The sequence below is a fragment of the Rhodothermales bacterium genome, from assembly GCA_041391505.1.
GTDB lineage: Bacteria > Bacteroidota > Rhodothermia > Rhodothermales > JAHQVL01 > JAWKNW01.
The window spans coordinates 62,853-79,100 of record JAWKNW010000026.1; the positions used below are offsets into that span (position 1 = coordinate 62,853).

Here is a 16,248-nt window from a genome sequence, read left to right on the forward strand (position 1 = left end):
GATTTGCGATTCGCGATTCGCCTTTTGCCGTTTGCCTCTTGCGATTCTCCCTCCTCGTCGCCTCCCGGGACCGGCCGGCTGAACTGAGCCGGTGCGTCGCCAGCGCCGCGCGCCAGCAGGGCGTCGAGGCGGAGATCGTCGTGCTGGACGATGCCTCCGCGACGCCGGTGGCGCGCGACCGGCTCGACGCCGGCCGCTTTCCGCTGCGGCTCATCCGCTCCGAGACCCGGCTCGGCGTCGGCGCGGGCCGCAACCGGCTGATGGAGGAGGCGGCCGGCGACGTCTTCGTCGTGCTCGACGACGACGCGTTTTTCATCGATGACGGGGCGCTCCGGCGCCTCGCCGCCGCGCTGGAGTTCTTTCCGGAGGCCGGCCTCTTCGCGCTCAAGATCCGCGACTTCCGGCACGGCCGCGAACGATGGCTGACCCCGCATCCGCGCCGGCGGCAGACGAGCGATCTGCTCGCCCAGTCCCATCGGGTATCCTATTTCCTCGGCGGAGCGCACGCGCTGCGGCGCGAGGTGCTCGAGCGTTGCGGTCCGTATCCGACCTCCTACGTCTACGGCAACGAGGAACTCGACCTGTCCTTCCGCGCCATCCAACACGGCTTCGAGATCGTGTTTCTGGCGGATGTCGAGGTGCACCACCGTCCGCCGCCGGACGAGCCTCCGGGGGCCGGCGAATACGGCGAGCGGCTCTATCACCACACCCGGAGCCGGCTGCTGCTGGCGCACGCGCATCTGCCCGCGCACCGCGCCACCGTCTACAGCCTGGGCTGGATGGCCGTCTACGGCGTCCGCGCCCTCCGGCACGGCGCGGCGGGGGCCTTCGCCTCGGCGGTTCGGGATGCCTGGCGGATGGGGCGGCACGTCCCGCGCGAGCCCATCGGACGCGCCGCCATCGCTTACCTTCGCGCGCATTTTGGCCGATTATGGATCTGATCATCCCACCGCAAACGCCAGCTGCAAGCGCTTCCGCACCCGGTCCGCGCGGCTACGAATGTGGAATGCGCCGCGCGATGAACCCATGTAGCGACGACCGGGTTTACCTCCCCACATGCGCCCGGACCAGGCGCCGACTGAAAAATCTTGCAGGCCGCATCGTATCCTGACCGAAATGCAGGATGCTACGCCGTTTTGGAGGTGCGCCGAGCACTCCGGGACAACCCGGACGATTTTTCGGACGCGGCCTGCTTCGCCGCTTGCGGCAAGCGCCACCCGTCATCTTTTTTTACGATTACTAACTGACCTTGCGTACGCTTCGATCATCCGATGCCGGATGAGGGGATGCAGAATCCACGATCAAAAACATGATTTTTGGAGAGAAATCCTGCATCTTGCATCCCTGCATCGCTTCGATGTCGTGCGTAACGTCACTCAATAAAACGTCCTCATGATATATGCAGTGATTATGGCCGGCGGCATCGGCAGCCGCTTCTGGCCCAAAAGCCGTCAGGATCGACCCAAGCAATTCCTCAACGTCTTCGGGCAGGCGACACTCATCCAGAACACCGTGTCCCGGCTCCAGGGGCTCATCCCGCCCGAGCGCTGCCTGATCGTCACACACGAACGCTACGTGCAGCAAACCCACGAGCAGCTGCCGGCCGTCCCGGTCGAGAACATCCTCGCCGAGCCCATGAGCCGCAATACGGCGCCGTGTATCGCCTATGCGGCGACGCAGCTCCTGGCGCGGGACCCCGACGCGACGATGGTCGTCCTGCCGGCGGACCATCTCATCCAGAACGTCAAACAGTTTCACAAGGTGCTGGATGTCGCCATCAAACAGGCCCAGGTGCCCGGCGCCCTCGTGACGATCGGCATCACCCCGACCCATCCCGAGACGGGATACGGCTACATCCAGTTCGACGGCACGATCAACATGAACGAGGAGCCGCGCCCTTATGCGGTCAAGACGTTCGCCGAAAAGCCCGACCAGCCGACCGCCGAGAGCTTTATCGATTCCGGCGATTTCCTCTGGAACAGCGGCATGTTCATCTGGCGCGCCGACACCATCATGGCGCAATTCAAGGAACATCTCACCGACACGTACGACGCGTTCAAGCCCTACGTGGAGGCCATCGGCACCAGCCGGGAGCGCGAGGTCATCACCGAGGTCTTCCAGAAATGCCCCAAGATTTCCATCGACTACGGCGTGATGGAACGTGCCCATAGCGTGTTCGTCGTGCCCGGGTCCTTTGGCTGGAACGACGTGGGCGACTGGCGCGCCGTGTACGCGTTGAGCGACAAAAACGAACACGGCAACGCGATCCAGGGCAATGTGATCGTACACGATTCGAGCCGCTGCCTCATCCAGGGCGGCGACCGGCTGGTCGTTCTGGTCGGGATCCACGATGTCGTCGTCGTCGACACCGAGGACGCCGTGCTGGTCTGCAACCAGGAGAGCGCCCAGCAGGTGAAGAACGTAGTGGATTACCTGCACGTCCACCAGCTGGACAAATACATGTAGGCCGGCGGGCATCTCGCGGCATACAGCCGTTTTATGTCATCCCGGTGCGTGGCCCGAACGCCACCGCCGGGATGACATTTTTTTTGGATGGAGGGTATGCGGGCGCGCGCCGCGGTGTCTAGGTAGACAGAGCCCAGACCATCGCCGCCCATGCCCCCGCCCGACGACACCTCCTCCGAACCCGCCCTCGACTACCACGCCCCCATCCACCGGTGGGCGGAATCCGACCGGCCGCGCGAGAAGCTGCGCAAGCACGGACCGTCCGTCCTCTCCGACGCCGAGTTGATCGCGCTCCTGCTCGGCACCGGCACGCGGACGCGCGGCGCGCCGATTTCCGCCGTGCAGCTCGGCCAGGCGCTGGTGCGGACGTTTGGATCGCTCCACGCGCTGTCCCGGCGCGACCACAACGCCCTCACGCGCCTCTCGGGGGTGGGCGCCGCGAAGGCGGCGCAGCTGGTGGCGGCGTTCGAGCTCGGCCGGCGGGTGGAGTCCCAGCAGGCCGGCCCCCGCATCCAGGTGCGCGCGCCGGAGGATGTCGCCGGCGTCTACGGCCCGCTCATGCGGGATCTCCAGCGGGAGATCTTCAAGATCGTCCTGCTCAATACCGCCAACGTCATCGTGGGCGACTTCACCATCAGCGAGGGCGGCCTCGCTGCCAGCATCGTCGAACCCCGCGCCGTATTCCAGAAAGCGATCCTGGAAAACGCCGCCGGCATCATCTGTCTCCACAACCATCCCTCCGGCAACCCCGAGCCCAGCCGCGAGGACATCCGCATCACGCGGCAGCTCGTCGAAGCCGGCAAGCTGATGGGCATCCCGATCCACGACCACCTCATCATCGCCGGCAAGAGCTATACCTCGTTCGCCGAGCGGGGGCTGCTGAGTGGGTGAGGGCAGAAACCACACTCCGCTCTATCGGTAGTATGCGCTCGTTTCGACTGCATATTCCGTATTCCGCAGGCACCCATGTCCGATCTGTTCGAAAAACTCGTCTCTCTCTGCAAACGACGGGGCTTCATCTTCCCCTCTTCTGAAATCTACGGCGGCCTGAGCGCTACCTACGACTACGGCCCGCTCGGCGTAGAACTCAAGCGGAACGTGCGCGATTCGTGGTGGCAGGCGATGGTCTACCGGCACGATAACATCGCCGGCCTCGACGCGGCCATCCTCATGCACCCGACCACCTGGAAAGCCTCCGGCCACGTCGATGCCTTCAACGACCCGCTGATCGACGACAAGGCGTCGAAGATGCGCTACCGCGCCGACCAGCTCATCGAGGGGCATATCGCGAAGCTTCGCAACAAGGGAAAGGACGCCGAGGCGGATCGGGTTTACCAGCTGCTCGTCGATGCCCTTAACGCCGAGGACATGCCGAAGGCGCTCTACGACATCATCATGGGCGAGGAGATCAAGGGCCCCGACTCGGGCGCGTTCGACTGGACGGAGGTCCGCCAGTTCAACCTCATGTTCTCCACGCACATCGGCCCCGTGGCCGACGCCGATAGCAAGATCTACCTGCGCCCCGAAACCGCCCAGGGCATCTTCGTCAACTTCCACAACGTCCGCGAAACCTCGCGTCTGGCCGTGCCCTTCGGCATCGCCCAGATCGGCAAGGCCTTCCGCAACGAGATCGTCGCCCGCCAGTTCATCTTCCGCATGCGCGAGTTCGAGCAGATGGAGATGCAGTATTTCGTGAAGCCCGGCACCCAGATGGAAGCCTTCGAGGCGTGGAAAGAGAAGCGGCTCCAGTGGCATCTGGCCAACGGCATCCCGGCCAGCAAACTCCAGTACCACGTCCACGAAAAGCTGGCCCACTACGCCGACGCCGCGGTCGACATCCAGTACGAATTTCCGTTCGGCTGGCAGGAAATCGAGGGCATCCACTCGCGCACCGACTTCGACCTGAGCCGGCACCAGGAGTACTCCGGCAAGAAGATGGAGTACTTCGACACGCAGACGCAGGAGCGCTACATCCCCTACGTCGTCGAGACCTCCGCCGGCATGGACCGCACGATCCTGATGCTCCTCAGCGAGGCCTATCGCGAGGAGGCCGTCAACGGCGAGGAGGAACGCGTCGTCCTCAAATTCCACCCGAAGATCGCCCCGATCAAGGTCGCCATCTTCCCGCTCGTCAAGAAGGACGGCATGCCGGAAGTCGCCGAGGCCATCGATCAGGACCTCCGCCAGCACTTCAATACCTTCTACGACGAGAAGGGCGCCGTCGGCCGGCGTTACCGCCGCATGGACGAGATCGGCACCCCCTACTGCGTCACCGTCGACGGCCAAACGATCGAGGACGGCACCGTGACGGTCCGCGAGCGCGACTCGATGCAGCAGGTGCGCATCCCGAAGGAAAACGTCAGCACCTATGTGTTTGACGGGATGAGGAAATGGGGAGCGTGAGGGGGATTTTTGAGGCTAGATGTAGGATGCTAGATGCAGGATGCAGGATGCGGGATGGAGGGCAACTGCCATCCCGCATCCCGAACCCCGCATCCCGAACCTACTTCATCAGCGCCAGCGTACGCGTCTGCGACCCGGCGGCCGTCTTGAGCCGGTAGATGTACATCCCGCTCGGCAGCGCGCCGGCGTCGAAGGATACTTCGTGCCGGCCGGCCGGCAGCGTCTCGTCGACCAGCGTCCGCACTTCACGTCCCAGCATGTCGAACACGGTCAGACTGACCGGACCGGTTTGCGCCAGGTTGAATGGGATGCTCGTCGAGGGATTAAACGGATTCGGGTAATTCTGCTCCAGCGAAAAATCGCCCGGCAAGACGCCCTCGTCTTCCGAGGCGACGTTGCTATACGGTGCGATGAAGTGATAGTCCACCGGCACGAAGTACTCGGTCAGCACCGCAGACTGGTCGGCGGTCAGTATCTGGAACCGGACATGGTCCACGTCGGCCGCCGCCCCTGAGATCGTAAAAAATCCGCTGGCGGCTCCTTCACCCGTATACAGCCCCGACCCATGCGCGCCATAGCCGGGGGTCAGGCCGTCTGCGGTAAACGGCCGGCCGAAAATACGGGCCCCGCCGGCCTGTGCGATTGCGTAGTCGAATGTGAACGGCGTCTCCTCATCGAGCGTGAAGTACCCCGGTGAGGCATAGGCAAAATCGATGTTGGCGACGCGGTTGTCCGCGAACAGCACGTCAACCGGCACCACCAATTCCAGCAGAACCTGGGTCTGATCGTCCGTCAGCATCTGGAAGCGGATGCCGTCCACATGCACGGCGCCGGTATTGATCGTGAAGGTGCCGCTGCCCGACCCGGTGCCGACCGGATAGGTGGGCGAGCCGCTGGCTCCGTAGCCCGGGGTGAGCCCTCCCTCGGTAAACGGCCGGGCAAAGATGCGCACGCCGCCGGCCTCGCTGGTGGCATAATCGAACGATACCTCGACCCGGTCCGTGGCGCTGCCGAGCGGCAACGCGGCCGGCGCATCCGGCGTCACGACGATGTTGCGGATCGCGTGATCCGAAAAGACATAGTCCACGTCCAGAAAGAATTCCAGCAGCACCACGGTCTGGTCCGCGTTCGTCATGCGGAAGCGGATCTGGTCGACGGTCACATCCCCCTCGGTAATCGAGAAAAAGCCCGTGCCCGCCCCCGTGCCGGCCGGATAAATGCCGGACCCGTGCGCGGAGTAAGCCGGCGACAGATCGCCGCCGGTCATGGGACGCAAAAAGATGCGGACCCCGCCGACTTCCGACGTGGCGTAGTCGAACGTAGCCGAGACATCCTCGCCATGAACCAGCGAGGCGAAACCGGACGGATCGAGCGCGATGTTCGAGATCCCATGTTCACCGAAATGGATCTGGACATCGACGAAAAACTCCATGATGATCTCGGTCTGGTCGTCGTTCAGCATCTGGAACCGAATCTGATCGACCGTGACGTCACCGCCGGTGATCGTGAACGTGCCGTTTCCGGCGCCGCTGCCGGTGGGGTATAACGGCGAGCCGCTCGCGGTATAACCCGGCGTAAGTGCACCCTCGGTAAAGGGACGGGCGAAAATCCGAACGCCGCCGGCGCGGCCCGTCGCGTATGCGAAACTGATTTCGACGTTCTGGTTGTGGGTTAGATAGGAGGGGCTGGGCTGGGCAATGCGGATGCCGGAGATGGAGTCGGCCAGGGCCGGAGAAACGGCCAGCAACCCTGCCGCCGTAAAAAGAAGCGCGTTGTAAAGGAATGTTCTCATGATTGCGAAGCGGTAGTGAGAAAGAGAGCGTCAACAACCCATGCGCATTCGCTCCGCCAGATCCGACATCGGGCTCCGATGCGCCGTAGCGATGCGCGGCGTATATTGCGGAGCCCCTACCGCCAATCGCCTACACCCGTACCCATGTTCGCCCATCGCGCTGCTCGCTCCGGCCCTGCCGGAATGACCCTCATCGCCTTCGCGCTCGTTCTGGTTGGCTGCGATCAGCCCCGTGAACGAGCGGCCGACCTCGTTTTAACCAACGGTCGGATCGTCACGGTAGACTCCCTCCTTCCGGAAGCCCAGGCCCTCGCGGTGCGGGGAGACCGAATCCTCGCCCTGGGCAGTTCGGACGACATGGCCGACTATATCGGCGAGGACACGGAGGTCATCGACCTCGCCGGCCGGCTCGCGATACCCGGTTTTATCGAGGGGCACGGGCATTTCCTGGGCATCGGGCAGGCCAAGATGATCCTCGACCTCACCCAGGCGCACAGCTGGCAGGAGATGGTCGACATGGTGGCCGAGGCCGCCCGGCAGGCCGAACCCGGCGAGTGGATCCTGGGACGCGGCTGGCATCAGGAGAAATGGGATGAAACCCCGGCCGGCAGCGTCGACGGCGTCCCGACGCACCACGGCATGAGCGCCGTCTCCCCGGATAACCCGGTCTTCCTGTCTCACGCCAGCGGGCACGCCGCGTTTGCCAACGCGCTCGCCCTCCAGCTGGGCCGCGTCAGTCCCGAAACGCCCGATCCCGCCGGCGGCGAAATCGTGCACGACGACCGCGGCGAGCCGACCGGTCTGCTGCGCGAGACGGCCCAGGGGCTCGTCCGGCAGGCGCTCAACGCCTACATGGAACAGCGCACGCCCGAACAGATCGAGGCCGACCTCCGCAAACAGGTCGAACTCGCCGGCGCCGCCGCCCTCGCCAACGGCATCACGTCGTTCCAGGATGCGGGCTCCACCTTCGAAGAGATCGACTTCTTCAAACGCCTGGCGGATGAAGGCGCGTTGCCCGTGCGGCTCTATGTGATGGTCCGCGGCGAAACCCCTGAAACGCTGGACGCCCGGATGGACGACTATTTCATGCCGGATTATGGCGACAACTGGCTCAGCGTCCGCTCGATCAAACTGGTGATGGATGGCGCGCTGGGCCCCCACGGCGCGTGGTTGCTCGAACCCTACGAGGACATGCCCAAAAGCGCCGGCCTCAATCTCTCCCCCATCGCCGAGCTCGAAGCGGCCGCCAACGTCGCCATCGCCCACGGCTACCAGGTCAACATCCACGCCATCGGCGACCGGGCCAACCGCGAGGTGCTCGACATCTACGAACGGGTCTTCGCCGCTCATCCAGACGCGCCGCCCCTCCGGTGGCGCATCGAACACGCCCAGCACCTGCATCCGGACGATGTACGGCGGATGGCCGACCTCGGCGTCGTGGCGGCCATGCAGGGCGTCCACGCCACCTCCGACGGGCCCTGGGTGCTGAAGCGGCTCGGCGAACGGCGCGCCCGGGAAGGAGCCTACGTCTGGCAGGATCTCTGGCAGGCCGGCGTCGTCGTGGGCAATGGCACCGACGCGCCGGTAGAGGACGTGAGCGCCATCGCGAGCTACTATGCGACCGTGAGCCGGCGCATGAACAACGGCGAGATCTTCTTCCCCGAACAACGCCTCTCACGCATGCAGGCGCTCGAATCCTACACCCTCAACAACGCCTACGCCGCATTCGAGGAAGACCTGAAAGGGTCGCTGGCTCCCGGCAAACTCGCGGACATCGCCGTACTCTCGCGGGATATGCTCACGATACCCGAGGACGAAATCCCCGAAACGACCGTCGACTTCACCATCCTGGGCGGCCGAATCGCCTACCGGGCCGATTAGCTGCGCAGCAGGGCGTGCATTTTAATACACTAATTTTGTACAATTCCGGGGCAACGAGCACGCGAAACCTTGAATTCAGGCCGTTTTCGGACCCACGCGGTCTGTGGAGTAGCGTTTGTTCTAATCCTACCGCCGGTGCGGAATGCCTTCGGGCTCCGTCGCGCGTTTTTTACCATCCATCGCCAACCTATACCCGATGAACCTTCTCAACAGTGTGCTCCAGAACGGCGCCGTGCTTCAACAGATGGCCCAGCAGCTGAATCTGAACCCATCCCAGGTGCAGAGCGCCGTGACGCATATGCTGCCGGCCCTGTCCCGCGGCATCCAGAAAAACATTTCGTCCCCGAGCGGTCTCGAAGGCCTCCTGGGCGCGCTCTCGAAAGGCAGCCACGCGCAGTATGTCGAAAACCCGAACATGCTCGGAGCCGCTGAGACGATCCAGGACGGCAACGCCATCCTCGGCCACATCCTCGGCAGCAAGGACGTGAGCCGCAACGTGGCCGGCCACGCCGCCCAGGAAACGGGCCTCGACGCCGGTCTGCTGAAGAAGATGCTTCCGATGCTCGCGACGGTCGTGATGGGATCCCTCAGCAAGAAGACGTCGAACGCCGGCCTGCTCGAAGGCCTCGCGGGCGCCATGGGCGGCGGCAACAGCGGCGGCGGGCTCCTCGGCGGACTCCTCAAGGGTCTCGCCGGCGGCGGCCAGCGCTCGGCCGGCAACCCGGCGCTCGACATGCTCGGCGGCTTCCTCGACGCCGATAAGGACGGCTCGGTCGTGGACGACCTGCTCGGCATGGCGAAGAAGTTCTTCTAGCCAGACGCCCTTCCCCGATACAGACGACCGCTCCTCCCCGGATTCGATCCGACGGGGCAGGTCGCCGAATCGCCAGGCTCCGTGCGCAACGCGCGGAGCCTGTTTTATTTTTCCCGCTCCCGCAGGGCCGCCAGCAGCCGGCGGTGCACGCCGCCGAACCCGCCGTTGCTCATGATCAGCACCACGTCGCCCGGCGCCACGAGTTCGAGCAGCAGGGCAAGCATCGCATCCGGACTGTCCGCCCGGTGGGCATCCACGCCCCGGCGACACAGGGAGTCGACCACCACCTGCGGGTCCAGGAAATCGGCGGCGTTGTCGTTATGGCGAAACGGCGGGGTACAGATGCAGGACACATCCGCCTGAACGAGCGCCTCGATATAGGTCTGCTCGAACGCCTTGCGCCGGCTCGTGTTGGTGCGCGGCTCGAATACCGCCACCAGCCGGCGACCGGGATTCGCATCCCGCACGGCGTCGACGGTGACGCGCACGGCGGTGGGATGGTGCGCGAAGTCGTCGAGCACGCGCACCCCGTTCGCTTCGCCGAGCACTTCCTGGCGGCGCACCATGCCGGGAAACGAGCCCAGTCCGGCGCGCAGGGCGTCCATATCCAGCCCCTCATCCAGCGCCAGCGCGCAGACGGCCAGCGCGTTGCTCAGGTTGTGCCGGCCAAACAGGGGAAGGTGAAGCCGGCCGCGCGTCGTGCCGTCCACCACCAGATCGAACGACTGCCCCCGGGCATCGACGGCGACATGGGCGCAGGTGACCGCGTTGCCGGGGCTCAAACCGTACAGAACCACCCGGCTGCGGGCCTCGGCGGCGAGTTCGCGGACCGGGTCGTGGTCGCCGCAAAGCGCCAGCAGGCCGGCCTCGGGGACGAGCCGGGCGAACGAGACAAACGCCTCCCGGTACGACGCCCAGTCGGGATAGATATCCGTGTGGTCCAACTCCATCGACGTCACGATACCGCTCGTCGGCTGGTAGTGGACGAATTTCGGTCGCTTATCGAAATAGGCGCAATCGTACTCGTCACCCTCCACCACGAAATGCGGCCCGCTGCCGATGCCAAAGCTGGTCTGCATGCCCTGCAGCACGCCGCCGACCAGAAAGCCGGGGTCACGCCCGGCCGAACGCAGTACGTGTACAAGCAACCCGGTCGTGGTCGTTTTGCCGTGCGTTCCGGCAACCACGAGCGAACGCCGGCCCGTGAGAAAGAGGTGGGAAAGCGTCTCGGGAAACGACAGCTGCACCAGCCCGCGATCGCGCGCCGCGGCGGCTTCGGGGTGCGTCGGGGTACAGGCGTTGCCCACGACCACCAGATCGGGCGGAGGATCGAGATGCGCCGCGTCGTAGCCTTCGACGACGTGGATGCCGGCTTCCGCCAGCCGGGTGCTCATGGGCGGGTAGACCGCTTGATCCGAGCCCGAAACCGCGTAGCCGGCCTCTTTCAGCAAGCCGGCCAGCGACCCCATGCCGGTGCCGCAGATGCCGATGAGATAGACGGTGCGCAGCGCGTCCGGAGCGGGGGCGGGCGGGCGCTCGAAGACGCGCAGGTGCGCGTCGGGCAACAGGGCGATGTTCATTCCGACGATGTACGATCCGTTTCTACCGGGCGGGTAACCGGTGCGTCCCGGCCCGGGCTGATGGCCTCGCCGCCTTCCGTGACGAGCCCCAGCCGGCGCGCGCGACGCGTCCATTGCTGCCGCGCCCACTCCTGGAGGTCCTTGATGTTGTCGGCCTCGTCGACGATCTCCATGCCGAGCAGCGTTTCGACGACATCCTCCATCGTGACGATGCCGGCAAAGCCCCCGTATTCATCCACCACCATGGCGATATGATCCAGCCGGTCGAGCAAGCGATCGAGCAGGGCCGAAATCGGCAGCGCGTCCGGCACCACCATGATCTCGCGCGCCAGCTTCGCAAGCTGCATGCTCCCGTTCCCCTGCGCCGCCTTGAGCAGCATGTCGTCCTTCAACACGTACCCCACGACGTGGTCGCGGCTTTCGCGGTAGACGACGATGCGGGAAAAACGAAACTCTTCGTGCGCCGCCATGACCTCGTCGATGGTCATCGCCTCGGACAGCGCGAAGACCACGATGCGCGGCGTCATGATATCCTTGACGCGGATGGTCGTAAAGCGGAACAGGTTCTTGAGGATCCGCGATTCGTTTTCGTGGAAGACCCCCTCCTGCTGACCCACCTCCGCCAGCGCCGTAAATTCCTCGCGGCTGAACGAGGAGCCGCGCTTGTTGCGCGCCAGCAGCAGCGTGATGCCCTGGGAGAGCTTGACGAGCGGCCACAGGATCCAGATGAGCGGCGTCAGGATGCGCACGACGATCGGGGCGAGCCGGCGCCAGTACAGCGCGCCGACCGTTTTCGGGATGATCTCCGAAAACACGAGGATGATAAACGTCAGGATGGCGGAAAACACCCCGACGACCTGGTTGTCGAACACGATCGCGGCCTGCGCGCCGGCGCCGGCGGCGCCCATCGTATTGGCCATGGTGTTCATACTGAGGATGGCCGCCAGCGGCCGGTCGATGTGCGCCTTGAGCGCACGGATCTGCTTTCCGAGCGGCCGGCCTTCCTGCTCGAGACGCGCGATGTAGGAAGGCGTTATGCTCAGAATAACCGCCTCCATGATCGAACACAGGAAGGAGACACCGGTCGCCAGAAGTACGTACAGGATTAGCAGAGTCATGCGGGCTTCAACGACCTACCTTCGCTTTGGATGCGCCATCGAGAGGGCTCACAGGAACTTCAGCCTTGCTTTTTGCGCGCATCCTTGAGGACCTGAGCATTATCTTAACGCATACCGAGTATAGGTTCAATTAACGACTTTTTCCATCTTCTTCCTTTCGAGACACGCCATGATTCCGCGCGGAATGCACGACGGCATGAGAATAGCTATCGATCGCATGAAGCGTCCCGTAAAACGTACGCCAGACGCCCTGTCAGACAGCACGTCTCGCTCATTCTCCCTGCGACTTCTGCCTGATCCTCACGATCCGATCCTTTCTGCTGCACGACCTTGACGAGGTACCTGTTTCCCGGTCCCCTCTCCGCCTGGAGAGGCTCCTCCGGCGCCTTCGGACTCACGCCGAACGAACGCCGCATCGTCCTCCTTTCTCCGTGGATTATCGCCCTCATCCAGGCCCTGGGTATCGCCGTGCCGGCAACCCGCAAGCTGGCCCTCTGGATGCTGCTCGAAAATCGACCGGTGGAAATGCTCACCTTCGTGGCGTTGTTTATCGGCGGGCTGTATAGCATGGTCTTCGCCTGGAAACTGCGCGACACCGGAGAGCCGATCCTATATCGTCTTTTTTTCCTGCTGTTCGGGGTGATCCTGCTCTTGATCGGCATGGAGGAGATATCCTGGGGGCAGCAGTTCCTCCGCTTCGACACCCCGGAATCCTGGATGAACCTGAACAGCCAGGGCGAGACCAACCTGCACAATTTGCCCGGCCTGCAGGGCAATTCCGAATATATGCGGCTCGGGTTCGGCCTCGCCGGCCTCATCGGCATCGCGCTGGGCCGCATCCCCTTGTTCCGCCCCATCGCCACGCCGGCGCTGCTGTTTTCGTGGTTTCTGATCATCTCGGTCCATGCCGGCGTCGATGCCTACAACGACTTCCACCCGATCCAGGAGCAATTCGACTACTACATGCAGCGCACGTCCGAGCTGGTCGAATGCATGATCGGCCTCGCCGCGTTTCTCTACGTGTGGATGCACGTCCGGGCGCGAAGCTCCGCGTAACGCCCAATCGTCAATGCTCGCATTCGCAGGCCCCATCTAGACTAAACCTACCCTCACGATTCCAACCCGCATGTCATCGTTTCCTCAGGAAGGCATCACCCTCACGCCGCGCAACGTGGCGCGAACGCTCATCGGCGCGACGATCGTCCTCGTCGTGCTCCACCTCGGAGGCCTTGCTCTTTCCTATGCGACCGGCAAGGAGAATCCCTATAACATCGTCCACCTCATCCACATGGGGCGGGAGCACAACCTCCCCACCTACTTTTCGACGATGTTGCTGCTGTTCAGCGCAACGCTCTTCATCCTGCTCGCCAGGGTCCGCAAACAGGTCGGGGCGGCAAGCAAACCCTGGTCTTTCCTCGGTCTCGTGTTTCTCTTTCTCAGCGTCGATGAGTTCGCTGAATTGCACGAACGCCTGACCAACACCACCCGGGAAATGCTTCATGCGACCGGCGCCCTTTATTACGCCTGGATCATCCCGTACGGCCTGCTCGTCCTCGGCCTCACGATCACCTACGCGCCGCTCATCTTCAGGCTGGAATCGGCGATCCGCAACCGGCTGATTCTTTCGGCAATCCTGTACGTCGGTGGCGCCGTGGGCATGGAATCCATCGAAGCCGCCTACATCGAGGGCAAGCCGGATGGGCTCTATCTGATCTACGACGTGCTTTCGACCTTCGAGGAGCTGCTCGAAATAGCCGGCGTGATCCTGCTCATCTACACCCTGCTGCTCTTCATTCAACGGCACCCGGGAGGCATCACGGTGAGGGTCCCCGGAGCGGATACGAGCGCATAAAAAAAGGCCGTCGTCCACCGCAGGCGATGAACGACGGCCCCATAGCGAAACGCAGGATATCAGGTGGTCGCGGGCTTCATCTTGGCGCCGTCGCGGCCGGCATGCGCCGCTCCGTTGCCATCGAGCCGCGGCATCCCGTCGGCCGGCGCCCCATCGCCGCCTTCCAGCACATCCGCCTCAGCCTCCGACGACGTGCCGAAGATTTCGCCGAACCGGCCGGAGATGGAGTCGAACACCGAATACATGACCGGCACGATGACCAGCGTGAGGAAGGTCGCGAAGGTCAGCCCGCTGATGATCGACACGCCCATCGGACCCCAGAACTGCGTGTTCTGCGAACCGAACTGAAAATTTGGCGCAAAGTCGGTCAGCAAACCGACAAAATCGACGTTGAGACCGAACGTAAGCGGCACGAGGCCGATGACCGTCGTCAGGGCGGTAAGCAGCACCGGCCGCAGACGCGTCGCGCCGGCGTCCAGAATGGCCTCTTTCTTCGCAATCCCGCGCTCACGGAGCTTCATGGTGTAGTCGATGAGCACGATGCCGTTGTTCACGACGATGCCCGCGAGGCTGATCACCCCGATGAACGTCATCAGACCGAACGGCGTGCGCGTCACGATAAGCCCGAGCAGCACCCCGATCAGGCTCAGACCGACGGCCACCATGATGATGAACGGCGCGCTGACGCTGTTGAACTGCGCCACCATGATCATGAAGATCAGCGCCACGCCGATCAGGAGTACGTAGGTCAGGAACGTAAAGCTTTCGTTCTGCTCTTCGTTTTCGCCCGTGTACGTGAGGGTGTAGCCATCCGGGACCGTTTTTTCGTAATCGGCCATGAAGGCGCGCACGCCGGCCAGCACTTCCGGGCCGGCGAAGCCTTCGGCCGCCTTGCCGGATACCGTCGCCACCCGGGACAGGTCGAGCCGCGTCACCGTGCCCAGCCCGCCGCGGATACGCATGTCGGCCACGGCCACCAGCGGGATCTGACGCCCTTCATGCAGGATGGTCAGATTGCGCAGGCTCTCCAGGCTCGAACGGTCGTCCTCGCCCAGGCGCACCATGATATCGTACTCGTCCTTGCCGGTGCGGTACTTGCCGGCCTCCGCGCCGTTGATGGCGGAGCGGATGGTCGTGGCGATCAGGCTCGTCGAAAGCCCGTACTGCGCGGCCCGCTCCCGATCGATATCGACCTGCAGCTCCGGCCGGCCGGTGTTCAGGTTGTCGTTCACATCCACCAGACCCGGAACGACGCCGGTCTCGGACGCATCCACCAGCATCGTCTTGATCTCGCGCGCGATGCGCACGATCGTGTCGAAGTCCTCGCCCGAGATCTCGATGTTCACCGGGTCCCCGGTCGGCGGGCCCGACTGGTCCTGGCTGAACGTCACTTCCGTACCGGGAATGCCCTTCAGCTGGTCGCGCAGGTTCGACATGGTGATCGTGCTTTTTTCAGCGCGATCCTCGTAGTCGACCAGGTTGAGCGTCAGCCGGGCGTTTTCGGGGCCCGATGCCCCGCCGCCGAACATCATGTCGCCGCCGACGCCCACGTTCGTGAGGAAGTTCTTCACGTTCATGCGCGACATCGGGTTTTCGTGCAGCAGCGCGTCGATGCGGCGCTGCGCTTCCTCCGCGATCCCGTTGCTGGTTTCGATGTTCGTGCCGATGGGCGATTTGAACTCGACGACGATCTGGTTCGGATCGGTCGTCGGGAAAAACACCACCCCGGTCGGCGCCAGCGCAAAGAGGAAGATGATACCGAAAAGCGCGCCCATGACGCCGTTAAGCAGACGCGCCCGGTTGTCCGTCAGGATCAGGTGCGCCCGCTTGTTAAACAGGCTGCCGAGGAAGCCGGCGAGGATCACGAGCGCCGGCACCGACATCAGGACCACGACCGCCCGGGGCTCGAGATGCCGGGGACTCAGCTGGATGATGCCCAGCAGAAGCCCGATCCCGACCGCGAGATAGATCCCTGCCTTCACCGAGGTCTTGCCTCCGATGTAGATGATCTCGAACACATGCGCAAAGATGCCCAGCAGGCCGGCGGCGGCGAAGAGGCCTCCCGGCACCAGCAGGATCTGGCCGGCGAGGTCGCCGGCGAGCGCGCCCACGATGGCGCCCAGCGTCAGCAACAGCACGCCCAGCGTGAAGGAGCCCAGGGCGAACGTATTCCGCAGCATGGAGCGCTTCGCGCTGTAGTCTCGATGCAGCATCCATTCAAGAAAGGCCCGATAGCGGCTCATCAGACGCGGCAGCCCCGTCGCAACGAAGCGATCGCCGATCGGCTTGAACACGCGCCGATGCAGAATCATCAGGGTCGGGATGCTCACCCCCAGCACGAC

At 64.1% G+C, this 16,248-nt stretch carries 12 protein-coding genes; 8 read left to right on the forward strand and 4 right to left on the reverse strand.

The genetic code is table 11. From position 1 onward, the window contains the following. Positions 1-38 precede the first annotated feature (38 nt). The 4 genes from R2834_20000 to R2834_20015 all read left to right on the forward strand — a co-directional run bounded on the left by R2834_20000 (position 39) and on the right by R2834_20015 (position 4,869). Positions 39-941, forward strand: coding sequence for a glycosyltransferase (locus R2834_20000; protein MEZ4702627.1), 903 nt, complete (start codon positions 39-41; stop codon positions 939-941). Between the two features lie 451 nt (positions 942-1,392). Further along, positions 1,393-2,466, forward strand: a complete 1,074-nt coding sequence (locus R2834_20005; GenBank protein ID MEZ4702628.1) for a mannose-1-phosphate guanylyltransferase — start codon at positions 1,393-1,395, stop codon at positions 2,464-2,466. A 150-nt stretch (positions 2,467-2,616) separates the two neighbouring features. After that, positions 2,617-3,357 carry a DNA repair protein RadC gene (gene radC / locus R2834_20010; protein ID MEZ4702629.1) on the forward strand — a complete coding sequence of 247 codons (741 nt, stop codon included), beginning with the start codon at positions 2,617-2,619 and terminating at the stop codon, positions 3,355-3,357. A gap of 75 nt (positions 3,358-3,432) precedes the next feature. Continuing rightward, a complete protein-coding gene (locus R2834_20015; GenBank protein ID MEZ4702630.1) occupies positions 3,433-4,869 on the forward strand; it encodes a glycine--tRNA ligase in 1,437 nt (478 codons plus the stop codon). A 100-nt stretch (positions 4,870-4,969) separates the two neighbouring features. Here R2834_20015 and R2834_20020 read toward each other — a convergent pair whose 3' ends face one another. Continuing rightward, entirely contained in the window at positions 4,970-6,661 is a 1,692-nt protein-coding gene (locus R2834_20020; GenBank protein ID MEZ4702631.1) for a T9SS type A sorting domain-containing protein, read from the reverse strand. A gap of 144 nt (positions 6,662-6,805) precedes the next feature. Here R2834_20020 and R2834_20025 point away from each other — a divergent pair, with 144 nt between their 5' ends. Together R2834_20025 and R2834_20030 are read left to right on the forward strand one after the other, a co-directional pair. Beyond that, positions 6,806-8,542: an amidohydrolase gene (locus tag R2834_20025; protein MEZ4702632.1), complete on the forward strand. Its 1,737-nt coding sequence runs from the start codon at positions 6,806-6,808 to the stop codon at positions 8,540-8,542. Positions 8,543-8,738: 196 nt separating this feature from the next. Then, positions 8,739-9,356 carry a DUF937 domain-containing protein gene (locus tag R2834_20030; GenBank protein ID MEZ4702633.1) on the forward strand — a complete coding sequence of 206 codons (618 nt, stop codon included), beginning with the start codon at positions 8,739-8,741 and terminating at the stop codon, positions 9,354-9,356. 104 nt (positions 9,357-9,460) lie between these two features. Here the strand turns inward: R2834_20030 and R2834_20035 are convergent, their stop codons facing one another. Together R2834_20035 and R2834_20040 are read right to left on the reverse strand one after the other, a co-directional pair. Next, entirely contained in the window at positions 9,461-10,936 is a 1,476-nt protein-coding gene (locus R2834_20035; GenBank protein ID MEZ4702634.1) for a Mur ligase family protein, read from the reverse strand. Continuing rightward, positions 10,933-12,054, reverse strand: a complete 1,122-nt coding sequence (locus tag R2834_20040) for a hemolysin family protein (protein MEZ4702635.1) — start codon at positions 12,052-12,054, stop codon at positions 10,933-10,935. The genes R2834_20035 and R2834_20040 overlap by 4 nt, the downstream gene beginning before the upstream one ends. Positions 12,055-12,384: 330 nt before the next feature. On the opposite strand from R2834_20040, the gene R2834_20045 reads away from it, so the two are divergent. Further along, positions 12,385-13,110, forward strand: a complete 726-nt coding sequence (locus R2834_20045; protein MEZ4702636.1) for a hypothetical protein — start codon at positions 12,385-12,387, stop codon at positions 13,108-13,110. A 70-nt stretch (positions 13,111-13,180) separates the two neighbouring features. Then, entirely contained in the window at positions 13,181-13,906 is a 726-nt protein-coding gene (locus R2834_20050) for a hypothetical protein (GenBank protein ID MEZ4702637.1), read from the forward strand. 59 nt (positions 13,907-13,965) lie between these two features. On the opposite strand, the gene R2834_20055 is transcribed toward R2834_20050, so the two are convergent. Next, positions 13,966-16,248 (reverse strand): efflux RND transporter permease subunit (locus R2834_20055; protein MEZ4702638.1); only part of this gene is annotated, 2,283 nt, incomplete at its 5' end.

Coding starts and splice junctions, on each gene's coding strand:
- R2834_20005 (MEZ4702628.1), top strand. CDS start 1,393: ATGATATATGCAGTGATTATGGCCGGCGGCATCGGCAGCCGCTTCTGG.
- radC (MEZ4702629.1), top strand. CDS start 2,617: ATGCCCCCGCCCGACGACACCTCCTCCGAACCCGCCCTCGACTACCAC.
- R2834_20015 (MEZ4702630.1), top strand. CDS start 3,433: ATGTCCGATCTGTTCGAAAAACTCGTCTCTCTCTGCAAACGACGGGGC.
- R2834_20020 (MEZ4702631.1), bottom strand. CDS start 6,661: ATGAGAACATTCCTTTACAACGCGCTTCTTTTTACGGCGGCAGGGTTG.
- R2834_20025 (MEZ4702632.1), top strand. CDS start 6,806: ATGTTCGCCCATCGCGCTGCTCGCTCCGGCCCTGCCGGAATGACCCTC.
- R2834_20030 (MEZ4702633.1), top strand. CDS start 8,739: ATGAACCTTCTCAACAGTGTGCTCCAGAACGGCGCCGTGCTTCAACAG.
- R2834_20035 (MEZ4702634.1), bottom strand. CDS start 10,936: ATGAACATCGCCCTGTTGCCCGACGCGCACCTGCGCGTCTTCGAGCGC.
- R2834_20040 (MEZ4702635.1), bottom strand. CDS start 12,054: ATGACTCTGCTAATCCTGTACGTACTTCTGGCGACCGGTGTCTCCTTC.
- R2834_20050 (MEZ4702637.1), top strand. CDS start 13,181: ATGTCATCGTTTCCTCAGGAAGGCATCACCCTCACGCCGCGCAACGTG.